We start from the raw sequence: 12,396 nt of genomic DNA on the forward strand, positions 1-12,396 counted from the left end.
AGATTTCTCAAAACTTAAATTTTGCTTAGGAAATGTCCTTACAACTTAATTATCTTTACAAAAAAAAACTAATGAAGTTTTACATTTTAAATTTAATTGTACTAATAAGTATGCAAGTGATGTCTCAAACTAAAGTTGAGGCCGAAAAAAGAATTAATCAATCTAAAGTACCTGAGCTTGCTTTTGACTGGTTAGATGATGCCTATGAAGGTAAAAAAAGAATTAAATGGTATGAACAACAAAGCAGAAATACCCGCGTTTACGAAGCAAAATTTAAATGGAAAGGTAAACGACAAAGTATTGAGTTTGATACTGTAGGAAATATTATTAATATAGAGATTCAATTGAAGTTTAAAAATATTCCTGAAAAAGCTAAAAACATAATTGAAACGTATTTTACAGAAAATTATGAAAACCACAGAATTAAAAAAGTACAGATACAATATTTAGGGAAACCAGACGATTTAGAAGACCTTATTGATGAAGATGAATGGGAAGACATCACTACAAATTATGAAATTGAGTTTTTAGGTCAGTCTGAAACACAGAATGATTTTTTTGAAGCTCTTTTTAATTATAAAGGAGAATTGCTAGAAATCAGAGTTATCGATTTACCATCTTCAGATATATTGAAGTATTAAGCTTTAAGACCTAAAAATCAAACAATAATTGCACAGTTCAAAACGCTTTTATGAAACTAAAACTATTAATTATATTTCTATTCACTTCAACTGTAATCATAGCTCAAAATCGATTTTCAGGTGGCTTAATGCCTGAATTTTCAGTTGGATATTCTATTTCAGAACGCTTTAGCATTCAACATAAAATCGAGTACCAGCAAGCTATGTTTGATCAGGTTGAAGATGATCTCTATTTTGATCTTCAACAAGCTGATATACAGCATTTTTTAGAATATAAAATCTCACCAACTGTCGATGTTGCTGGTGGATATCAATCTCGATTTGAAGCTGATGGTTTTAACCACCATCGAAGTATACAACAAGTGTCATGGATCAGCAGATTAATCGGCTTAAGGATTGGCTACCGATTTAGGACCGACCAAACATTTTCAAACGATGAGTCGCCATTATTTAGATTTAGAATTAGAGCTAAATCCCAATTCCCTTTACAAGGTTTAGAGGTTGACCAAGGCGAACAGTATTTAGTTATCTCTAACGAAGTTATATACATGACAAAAACACAGTCTGACGATTTTGAAAACCGTTTAAATGCAGGAATTGGTCACTATTTTAATGATAACAACAAGCTTGAAATTGGTTTAGATTGGCGTACTGACGATTACTTAGAGCCTGGTTTTAGAAATCGATTATGGCTTAAAGCAAGTTATTATTTGAGTTTATGAAATATAGTTCCATATCGTTTTACCCTTTCTTAATTGTTGATAAGTTTCGATCATTACTTGATGCTCTGGAGCATTAAAATTAGGGTCTTGTTGAATTATTTGGTTTGCATAAGACCGTGCAAGTTTTAAAATTTGGTTATCCTTAACCAAATCAGCTATCTTTAAATTTAAAATACCACTTTGTTGTGTCCCCATTAAATCGCCAGGACCTCGAAGTTTTAAATCAACCTCAGCTAACTCAAAACCATCATTACTCCTACACATGGTTTCAAGTCGAGTTTTAGCATCATTACTTAATTTATGTCCTGTCATTAAGATACAAAAACTTTGCTCTGCTCCTCGCCCAACTCGACCACGTAATTGATGAAGTTGCGATAAACCAAAACGCTCAGCGCTTTCAATTAGCATTACACTAGCGTTTGGGACGTTTACGCCGACTTCAATTACAGTTGTAGCAACTAAAATCTGAGTTTTCCCTTCAGCAAAACGCTGCATTTCATAGGCTTTATCTTCAGGTTTCATTTTACCATGAACAATTGAAATCCGGTAATTTGGAGATGGAAATTCACGTGATATACTTTCATAACCATCCATTAAATCTTTATAATCGAAATTCTGAGATTCTTCAATTAACGGGTAAACCACATAAGCTTGGCGACCTTTTTTTATTTCGTCTTTTAAAAACTTAAAAACTTTTAAACGATTTTTATCATAACGATGAACTGTTTTAATAGGCTTTCGACCAGGTGGAAGTTCATCTATAATCGAAATATCTAAGTCACCATACAAACTCATGGCTAAAGTTCTAGGAATTGGAGTCGCAGTCATGACTAAAACATGTGGCGGCAAATTGTTTTTTTTCCAAAGTTTTGCACGTTGAGCTACTCCAAAGCGATGTTGCTCGTCGATAATGGATAAGCCAAGATTTTTAAATTTTACCTTATCTTCAATTAAAGCATGTGTTCCTATCAAAATATGTAAAGAACCATCTTCAAGCGAAGCATGAATCTCTTTTCGAGCTTTTGTTTTTGTTGAGCCTGTTAACAATCTTACATTTACCGGAAGCTGCTCGCAGAGTTTAGAAATACCTTCAAAATGCTGTTGGGCTAAAATTTCAGTAGGTGCCATTAAACAGGCTTGAAAGTTATTATCGATAGCCATAAGCATAGACATAAAACCAACTATTGTTTTACCAGAGCCAACATCGCCTTGAAGCAATCGATTCATTTGGGCATTGCTTCCTAAATCTTTTCGAATTTCTTTAAGAACACGCTTTTGAGCATTGGTCAATTCAAATTCTAAGCCGTTGTTGTAAAATTGATTAAAAATTTCACCGACATTATTAAACGGATATCCTTTAATTTTACGTTGTTGTATTAGCTTTTGGCGCAATAGCTGGAGTTGAATATAGAAAAATTCTTCAAATTTAAATCTAAATTGTGCTTTATGTAACTGCTCTAAATTTTGTGGAAAATGAATTGATTTTATTGCCGCTTGCCTTGACATTAATTTTAAGTCTTCTAAGATTGGCTGCGGAAGATTTTCGGTAAATGCTGAATAATGCTCTTTTAATAACTGAAATACTAATTTGGTCATTAATGTGTTAGAAACACCTTTTTTACTCAGTTTTTCAGTTGAAGGATAAACAGGCTGTAAAGCAATATGAGCTTTTTGTTGATGCCTACTTAACAACTCTAATTCAGGATGCGCTACACTATACGTCTTATTAAAATAGGTTAAGCGGCCAAAAACAACATATTGTACATTTGTTTTTAAATTTTCTAACATCCATTTATGCGCTCTAAACCAAACTAACTCCATTACTCCAGTGTCATCTTCAAAATCAGCAACTAAACGCTTGCCTCGTTTTTGCTTTACAAAACGAACGCCTGTTATTTTACCGATGATTTGTACTTCAGCCGATGCAGGTGACAAGTCTTTTATTTTATGGTAGTTAGATTTGTCAATATAGCGGTTAGGAAAAATATTCAACAAATCCTGAAATGTAAATACATTTAATTCTTTATTAAACAACTCAGCCCGATTAGGGCCAACGCCTTTCAAGTAAGCAATGGGTGTTTGTAAACTCGATTTGGTCATAACTTATAAGCCTTCACTGAAAACATGAAAATACGGTAAAAATTACTAACGGCTTAAATAATCTCCAATTTTAAAAACCAAAAATTAATTTAACTATTTTTTTTAAATTTTACTATGCATGCATAATAAATTTTATTACATTTGAAGAGATCCTTTTTTAAAAAATGAGAGAAAAAACAATAGACTATATATTAAGGTCAACTTGGATAGCAGTTGCTAAAATGTATAATGAAGAGGCAGCTAAAAAATCAAGTACAATGGCAACTGGGTTTGCGCTATTAAGTATAGACCCAGAAGATGGAACACCTTCAACAGCTTTAGGACCAAAAATGGGTGTTGAATCTACAAGCCTATCTCGTACCTTAAAAACTATGGAAGAAAAAAACTTGATTAGACGTGAAAAAAACCCGAAAGACGGGAGAAGCGTGTTAATTCATTTAACCGATTTCGGAATTGATATGAGAAATTTTTCAAAAGAAGTCGTATTAGGTTTTGACCAAGCAGTAAAAGATAATATCAGTGAATCTGAATTGAAAACTTTTATAAAAGTTGCTGAAAAAATTCAAGACATGATTACTGAAAAAACAATTTATAAAAACAAAGTTTATAAAAGCATCAATACTTATGAAAAGAAGAATTAAAAAAGTAGCTGTAATTGGTTCAGGTATTATGGGAAGCGGCATTGCATGCCATTTTGCTAATATCGGCGTAGAAGTTCTACTACTCGATATAGTGCCCAATGAACTTAATGAAAAAGAAAAACAACAAGGAAAATCCTTAAACGATAAATCTGTTAGAAATCGTATTGTAAACCAAGCATTACAAAGTTCCTTAAAGTCAAATCCTTCACCAATTTATCATAAAGACTTTGCAAAACGTATTGAAACCGGAAATCTTGAAGATGATATTTCAAAAATTAAAGATGCTGACTGGATTATCGAAGTCGTTGTTGAACGATTAGATATCAAGCAGCAAGTATTTGAAAATCTAGAGAAATACAGAACACCAGGAACTTTAATTTCTTCAAATACGTCGGGAATTCCTATAAAATTCATGAATGAAGGCAGATCTGAAGATTTCAAAAAACACTTCTGCGGAACCCATTTCTTTAACCCACCACGTTACCTTAAGTTACTAGAAATTATTCCAGGACCTGACACTTCAACCGAGGTTTTAGATTTCCTTAATGAATATGGCGAAAAATACTTAGGCAAAACTACCGTTGTTGCAAAAGATACGCCAGCATTCATTGGTAATAGAATAGGTATTTTCAGCATTATGAGTCTATTCCATATGGTCAAAGATATGGACATGACAATCGAAGAGGTTGATAAGCTAACAGGACCAGTAATAGGTAGACCAAAATCAGCAACTTTTAGAACAGTTGATGTTGTAGGTTTAGATACTTTGGTACACGTGGCTAATGGACTTTATGAAAATGTCCCTAAAGACGAGCAACACGACCTGTTTAAGCTACCTGACTTCATCAGCCACATGATGGAAAATAAATGGTTGGGCAGTAAAACTGGACAAGGATTTTACAAAAAAATTAAACATGACGATGGTTCTAGCGAAATTAAATCGTTAGACTTAAGCTCACTTGAATACCGTTCAAAGCAGCGTGCAAAATTTGACACACTTGAAAAAACTAAATCGATTGATCGAGTTGCCAACCGCTTTCCGGTATTAGTTGAAGGAAAAGATAAGGCAGGCAAATTTTACAGAAAAAACTTTGCAGCACTTTTTGCCTATGTGCAAAATAGAATACCAGAAATTACAGATGCAATTTACAAAATTGATGATGCTATGAAAGCTGGCTTTGGCTGGCAACATGGACCATTTCAAATTTGGGATGCTATTGGTTTAGAAAAAGGTATTCAATTAATGAAAGATGAAGGCTTTGAAATTGCAGAATGGGTCACAAAACTATCTGAATCCAAACAAAAATCTTTTTATCATGTAAAATCTGGTAAAACTTATTACTATGAAATAGATAAAAAAACACATGAAAAAATTCCTGGTCAAGATGCATTTATCATCCTTGACAATATCAGAGAAAGCAATGAAGTTTATAGCAATAAAGATTTAGTTGCTGAAGATCTTGGTGACGGTATTTTAAATATTGAATTCAGAAGTAAGATGAATTCTATCGGTGGCGATGTCCTTAATGGAATTAACACCGCTATGGATATTGCAGAAAAAGAATATGACGGTGTTGTAATTTCTAATACTGGAGATAACTTTTCGGTTGGTGCTAACATCGGTATGATTTTCATGTTTGCAGTCGAGCAAGAGTATGAAGAATTAAATGGCGCAATTAAATATTTCCAAGACACGATGATGCGTATGCGTTACTCTTCTATCCCAACTGTAGCTGCTCCACACCAAATGGCACTTGGTGGCGGTTGCGAATTATCAATGCACGCAGATAAAATAGTAGCTCATGCTGAAACTTACATTGGTTTAGTTGAATTTGGTGTTGGTGTTATCCCTGGTGGAGGTGGCTCTAAAGAAATGACCAGACGAGCCGCAATGACTTTCCAAAAAGATGATGTTGAATTGAATAGACTGAGAGAAAATTTCTTAACAATAGGAATGGCTAAAGTAGCTAAATCTGCACACGAAGCTTATGATTTAAATATTCTTGAAAGCGGAAAAGATATTGTTGTTGTTAGCCGAGACCGACAATTAGCAATCGCTAAAGAGCAAGCCAAATTAATGGCTCAAAACGGCTATAGTCAACCTGTTAAAACGAATGATATTAAAGTTTTGGGTAGACAAGCTTTAGGCGCATTTTTAGTAGGAACTGACCAAATGAAAGCTGGTAAATATATTAGTGAACATGATCAAAAAATTGCTAATAAATTAGCTTACGTAATGTCTGGAGGAGACTTATCTGAAGCCAATTATGTATCTGAACAATATCTGTTAGATCTAGAACGCGAAGCATTTTTATCCTTATGCGGTGAACGTAAAACTTTAGAACGTTTACAGCATATGATTAAGAAAGGTAAGCCATTAAGAAACTAAAATATAAAATTAAGATGTTAGAAATTAGATAGTAGGCTAAAATTAATCGATAATAATGCATAACGATAAAGAATTAAAAATAGAAAAAAAGTCAATAAACTTTGTTGAAAATAGACTTCAACTCATAACAAATTGTCCAAATTCTGAAAAGTATGCTTTAATCGGTCAAATTAAAAGAATTGCTACTTCTGTTGCTTCCAAAATTTCGGAAAGAGCTAGCAGAAACATTTATAAAGATTACAACAGATTTTTATCAATCTCTAAAAAATCTTTAAATAAATTTAATACTCAACTAATCATATGCTATCGTCTAAATTTTATGGATAGTAAAGTGTTAGATTGGTTGAAGGATAAAAATAATGAAAACATTAAAATGATTTATAAACTTAATCAAAGCTTGGATCTTAAGTAAGTAAAAACTTAAATCTAAGTTCTAAAATCTAAATATCAGATATGAAAACAGCATATATAGTAAAAGGATATAGAACTGCAGTTGGAAAGGCACCAAAAGGTGTGTTTCGTTTTAAAAGACCAGATGATTTGGCTGCTGAGACAATTGACTACATGATGAAGCAATTACCTGAGTTTGACAAATCAAGAATTGATGATGTTATTGTTGGAAACGCAATGCCAGAAGCTGAACAAGGATTAAATATGGGTCGATTGGTCTCACTAATGGGATTAAAATCTGAAGAAGTTCCGGGAGTAACGGTTAACAGATATTGTGCTTCTGGTATTGAAACTATTGCAATGGCTTCAGCAAAAATTCAAAGTGGAATGGCTAACTGTATTATAGCTGGTGGAGCCGAAAGTATGAGCTACATTCCAATGGGTGGTTACAAGCCTGTACCAAATTATAAAACTGCAAAAGCTGGAAACGAAAGTTATTATTGGGGAATGGGCTTAACTGCAGAAGCGGTCGCAGAAAAGTATAAAATCAACGCAAAAGACCAAAATGAATTTGCCTTTAACTCTCATCAAAAAGCCATTAAAGCCCAAAAAGAAAATAGATTTCAAGACCAAATCGTTCCAATTGAAGTTGAAGATATCTTTGTAGATCCTCAAGGAAAAAAACAATCAAGAACTTACACTGTTCAAGAAGACCAAGGTCCTAGAGCTGACACCTCAGAAGAAGTTTTAAATAAATTAAGACCAGTATTTGCCGAAGGCGGTAGTGTAACAGCTGGTAATTCTTCTCAAATGAGTGATGGCGCAGCTTTTGTTATGATAATGAGTGAAGATATGGTCAAAGAATTAAATCTAGAACCTGTTGCTAGACTTGTATCATACGCGACAGTTGGTGTAGAGCCAAAAATTATGGGTATTGGGCCTGTAAAAGCGATTCCAAAAGCTTTAAACCAAGCCAATTTAAAATTAAATGATATTGAACTCATAGAACTTAATGAAGCCTTTGCTTCTCAATCACTTGCTGTTGCAAGAGAATTAGATATTAATCAAGACATCTTAAATGTAAATGGTGGTGCTATTGCTTTAGGCCATCCATTAGGTTGTACTGGTGCAAAACTATCTGTCCAAATTTTTGACGAAATGAAAAAAAGAAAACTAAAAAATAAATATTCTATGGTTACCATGTGCGTAGGGACTGGACAAGGTGCTGCAGGAATTTATGAAGTATATTAAAAATTAGATAAAATGGAAAAAAAAGATAACATGATACGCGGTGGACAATTTATTGTAAATGAAACAAAAGCTGAAGACATTTTTACGCCTGAAGACTTTTCAGATGAACAAAAAATGATGCGAGACTCTGTTAAAGAATTTGTAGACAGAGAGATTTGGCCTAAAAAAGAAGAATTTGAGAAAAAAAATTATGACTTAACTGAAGACGTCATGCGTAAAGCTGGTGAACTTGGTTTTTTAGGTGTTGCAGTACCTGAAGAATATGGCGGACTAGGAATGGATTTTGTCTCAACAATGTTAGTATGTGATTATATTTCAGGTGCTACAGGTTCATTTAGTACAGCTTTTGGTGCTCATACAGGTATTGGCACCTTGCCAATTACATTATATGGTACCGAAGAACAAAAGAAAAAATACATCCCTAAATTGGCCACCGGCGAGTGGTTTGGCGCTTATTGTTTAACTGAACCTGGTGCTGGTTCTGATGCTAATTCAGGAAAAACGAAAGCGGTCTTATCTGAAGACGGAACCCATTACAAAATCACTGGCCAAAAGATGTGGATTTCTAATGCTGGCTTTTGTGACTTGTTTATCGTATTTGCACGCATTGAAGATGATAAAAATATTACAGGATTTATAGTCGAAAAAGATTTAGAAAATGGAATATCAATGGGTGATGAAGAGAAAAAACTTGGGATTCACTCCTCTTCTACTCGTCAAGTTTTCTTTAATGAAACAAAAGTCCCTGTTGAAAATATTTTAGGTGAACGTAATGGCGGATTCAAAATTGCAATGAATGCACTAAATGTCGGTAGAATAAAACTAGCTGCTGCTTGTTTAGATGCTCAAAGACGAACCATTTCATCTGCCGTTCAATACGCTAATGATCGTGTTCAATTTAATACACCTATTTCAAAATTTGGCGCTATTCGTTCTAAATTAGCAGAAATGGCAACAGCCGCATATGCTGGTGAAGCTGCAAGTTACAGAGCAGCTAAAAATATTGAGGACCGAATCAACGCTAGAAAAGAACAGGGTAACTCTCATCAAGAGGCTGAATTAAAAGGTGTTGAAGAATTTGCTATCGAGTGCTCAATTTTAAAAGTAGCCGTTTCAGAAGATATTCAAAATTGTTCAGACGAAGGTATTCAGATTTATGGCGGAATGGGCTTTTCTGCTGATACACCTATGGAATCAGCATGGAGAGATGCGAGAATTGCCAGAATTTATGAGGGAACCAATGAAATAAACCGAATGCTTTCTGTTGGGATGTTAGTTAAAAAAGCAATGAAAGGTCATGTAGATTTTATGGGACCAGCGCAAGCTGTTGCAGACGAATTAACAGGTATCCCTTCATTTGATACACCCGATTTTTCTGAATTACTTTCAGAAGAGAAAGATATGATTAAAAAGCTTAAAAAAGTATTTTTAATGGTTGCAGGTGCTGCAGCACAAAAATTTGGAACCGAATTAGAAGAGCACCAACAATTACTTTTAGCTTCAGCCGATATCTTAATTGAGATTTACATGGCAGAATCTGCAATCCTCAGAGCTGAAAAAAATGCAAAAATTAAGGGTGAAGATTCTCAAAATGTACAAATAGCAATGGCAAAACTTAAACTTTATAATGCTGTAGAGAAAATCAATAAAAAAGCTAAAGAAGGTATTATTTCATTTGCTGAAGGTGATGAACAAAAAATGATGCTTATGGGATTAAAGCGATTTACCAAATATCACAACTATCCAAATATTGTTGAATTAAGAAATACAATTGCAGATCGTGTAGTTGAAGATAACGGCTATAAGCTTTAAAATAGATTAACAAAAAAGTATATATAAAAAGCTCACCTAAATAGGTGAGCTTTTTATATATTGTCATATTCTTAAATGTAACCTAAACATATTAGCATGAAACATTTCATAACCCTAGCTTTTACTATCTTTTGTGTGTGTCAGATATTCTCACAAGAAAATCCCTACATAAAAAAACATCAAGCCTATTTTGATATGCCAAGAGAATCATTATTTATTCACTTAAATAAATCAAAGCTAATTAAAGAAGAAAGTTTGTGGCTAAAAGGTTATGCTTTAAACAGACAAACTGACAAGCTTCACCAAAACATAACTAATGTTAACTTGTCTATTTATAATAGTCAAGGTCAATTACTAAACTCTAAAATGTTACTCGCTAATCAAGGCATCTTCATAAGTCAAGTAAAAATTGACAGCACATATCTGCCCGGAAAGTATTTTATAAAAGCGATGACCAACTATATGAATAACTTTAAAGAGCCTGACGTTTTTATTGAGTCATTTGAGGTTATTAACGAAATTAAAACACCTGAACTTCCAAAGCAAAAGTTTAGAATTAAGATAAAGCCTGAAAGCCAAAATTTAGTATATGGCTTAAGTAATAATTTAGGCATTAGAGTAGAAAGCTTAAACCATGTTGGCTTAAAAACAAATATTGATTTAATTGAAAACAATAAAATTATTAAGCAAATTAAGAGTAGTAAAAACGGTTTAGCGCTTCTTAATTTTAAACCACAAAAAGGAAATGAATATAAAGTCAGAGCTACAACTAATGGTGGATATAGTGAAGAGTATTTTATAAACCAAATAGAGTCAAGTGGAATTTGTATGCAGCTCAAAAAAATTAAAGATTACTTATTTTTTAATATTGAAGCCACAAAAGATATTAATGTAGAAGACCTTACACTTTTTATTCATCAAGAAGAAAAATTCTTATCAAAAAAATTAAAGCTAAAAGACTTAAATAAAGGCTTAGCATTTCCCACAGATAAACTATTTCAGGGGCTAAATACAATATTGATCTTAAAAGATGATCAGCCTTTATTAGAGCGTATATTTTTTAATACAACATCAGATGTTACTAAATTCAAGGGTAACTATACTATTAACCAGGTTAAAAACACAGATTCTATACAAGTTAACCTTGAGTTTATAGAAAAATCTGAGCTTCAATTAAGTGCTTCGGTCCTACCTAAAAATCAAATTACCTATAACTATCACAACAACATATTAAAAAACTTCAGATTTAGACCTTATTTGACACCTGATAGCTATTCATTAATTAAAAGCCTCGGCCATATATCTAAAGCTGAATTAGATATTGTGATGTTAATGAGTGAAAGTCGATATACAAAAAACATTTCAAAATATAAGGCGCCTGAGTTAAATTATGAAAGACAAAATGGGGTGAAGCAAACACTAAATATTAATCAAAAATTGAAGCCAAATGACATTTTACTTTTAGGTATAGGAACACAATTCAATAAAGAGTTTACAGAATATTTAAATAACCGAAGAAAATTTGAATTTCAAAATCGCTATCCAATCAATTCGGAAGTACAAAAATTTGCTATTATCACAAAACAAAGAAACTTTAAAGCTCCTAAATTAGCTTTAAAGCATACATTTATTTTTCAAGATAATTTTGACATCAATTTTAATAAATATGTACCCGAACAAAAAAGTATGTATTCTGAAACTAATCTGTCTAGCTCTAGAATTGTTTCAAATTTCACAAATACCAATCAATTAGATGAAGTGTTAATATCAACTTCAAAAAAGAGAGAAAAAAAGAATAAAGTCAAGCTAACTAGAGGCGATAAAGAAGACATCACAGAAGACGAAGTAAAACGCTTTTTTAAGCTCTCGGTTTATCTAAGATATAAAGGGTTTAAGGTACTTGATCAACAAGGAACTTTTAGTGTACAAACCTTTTCTCAACGCTCTATAAGTGGTAGTAATGAAGTTGCAATAATATTAGATGGTGCACGTTTAACAGACACTTCTTTTTTAAGTAATGTACCTTTAAATCAATTTGAATCAGTAACAATTAATAAAAGTGGATTTGGAGAAGGTTTATTTGGTGCCAACGGAGTTATTAAGCTTGAAAGTAGAAAAACTGCAATTTATGGTGATGATAAAGATCAGTTATTTACAAATGTTGAAATTAAAGATGGTTTTGCCCCAATTAAAAAATTCAAAAACCCAAATTATAACTTTTATAACACTCAGGTTTTTAAGAAGCTTGGAACTATAGCTTGGTTCCCTAACCTTCAGGTAAAAAGTGAAAAACCTAGCCTTAAGCTAAAAATTGTTGATACAAAACTAGACTCAATTATAATTTTTATTGAAGGAATTACTAAAGGCGGTCAACTTCATAGCTATAAAATACCAATAGCTATATCAAAATAGCTTCAAAATTTAAAACATCACTTTTAGTCAAATCAATA

The 12,396-nt window shown here is 32.7% G+C and carries 9 protein-coding genes; 8 read left to right on the plus strand and 1 reads right to left on the minus strand.

The window, feature by feature from the left end:
• The first annotated feature begins 71 nt into the window (after positions 1 to 71).
• Together IMZ30_RS01355 and IMZ30_RS01360 are read left to right on the plus strand one after the other, a co-directional pair.
• Positions 72 to 641, plus strand: coding sequence for a hypothetical protein (locus tag IMZ30_RS01355; RefSeq protein WP_207038769.1), 570 nt, complete (start codon positions 72 to 74; stop codon positions 639 to 641).
• 50 nt (positions 642 to 691) lie between these two features.
• Positions 692 to 1,363 carry a DUF2490 domain-containing protein gene (locus tag IMZ30_RS01360; RefSeq protein ID WP_207038770.1) on the plus strand — a complete coding sequence of 224 codons (672 nt, stop codon included), beginning with the start codon at positions 692 to 694 and terminating at the stop codon, positions 1,361 to 1,363.
• Here the strand turns inward: IMZ30_RS01360 and recG are convergent.
• Entirely contained in the window at positions 1,358 to 3,463 is a 2,106-nt protein-coding gene (recG, locus tag IMZ30_RS01365; protein WP_207038771.1) for an ATP-dependent DNA helicase RecG, read from the minus strand. The two genes, IMZ30_RS01360 and recG, sit on opposite strands and share 6 nt — an antisense overlap.
• A 164-nt stretch (positions 3,464 to 3,627) precedes the next feature.
• Between recG and IMZ30_RS01370 the strand changes: the two genes are divergently transcribed.
• The 6 genes from IMZ30_RS01370 (at position 3,628) to IMZ30_RS01395 (ending at position 12,358) form a co-directional block, all read left to right on the plus strand.
• Positions 3,628 to 4,104 (plus strand): MarR family winged helix-turn-helix transcriptional regulator, encoded by a 477-nt coding sequence (locus IMZ30_RS01370; protein ID WP_207038772.1) that lies wholly within the window; start codon positions 3,628 to 3,630, stop codon positions 4,102 to 4,104.
• A complete protein-coding gene (locus IMZ30_RS01375; protein ID WP_207038773.1) occupies positions 4,088 to 6,493 on the plus strand; it encodes a 3-hydroxyacyl-CoA dehydrogenase/enoyl-CoA hydratase family protein in 2,406 nt (801 codons plus the stop codon). Before IMZ30_RS01370 ends, IMZ30_RS01375 begins: the two co-directional genes overlap by 17 nt.
• Positions 6,494 to 6,548: 55 nt before the next feature.
• A complete protein-coding gene (locus tag IMZ30_RS01380) occupies positions 6,549 to 6,905 on the plus strand; it encodes a four helix bundle protein (RefSeq protein ID WP_207038774.1) in 357 nt (118 codons plus the stop codon).
• A gap of 41 nt (positions 6,906 to 6,946) precedes the next feature.
• The gene (locus IMZ30_RS01385; RefSeq protein WP_207038775.1) at positions 6,947 to 8,134 is read left to right on the plus strand and encodes an acetyl-CoA C-acyltransferase; all 1,188 of its coding nucleotides are present in this window, start codon (positions 6,947 to 6,949) and stop codon (positions 8,132 to 8,134) included.
• Between the two features lie 12 nt (positions 8,135 to 8,146).
• On the plus strand, positions 8,147 to 9,946 hold the full coding sequence (locus IMZ30_RS01390; protein WP_207038776.1) for an acyl-CoA dehydrogenase family protein: 1,800 nt from the start codon (positions 8,147 to 8,149) through the stop codon (positions 9,944 to 9,946).
• 96 nt (positions 9,947 to 10,042) lie between these two features.
• Positions 10,043 to 12,358, plus strand: coding sequence for a hypothetical protein (locus IMZ30_RS01395; protein WP_207038777.1), 2,316 nt, complete (start codon positions 10,043 to 10,045; stop codon positions 12,356 to 12,358).
• Positions 12,359 to 12,396 lie beyond the last annotated feature (38 nt).

Origin of the sequence: Psychroflexus sp. ALD_RP9, assembly GCF_017311165.1 — a bacterium.
Lineage (GTDB): Bacteria > Bacteroidota > Bacteroidia > Flavobacteriales > Flavobacteriaceae > Psychroflexus.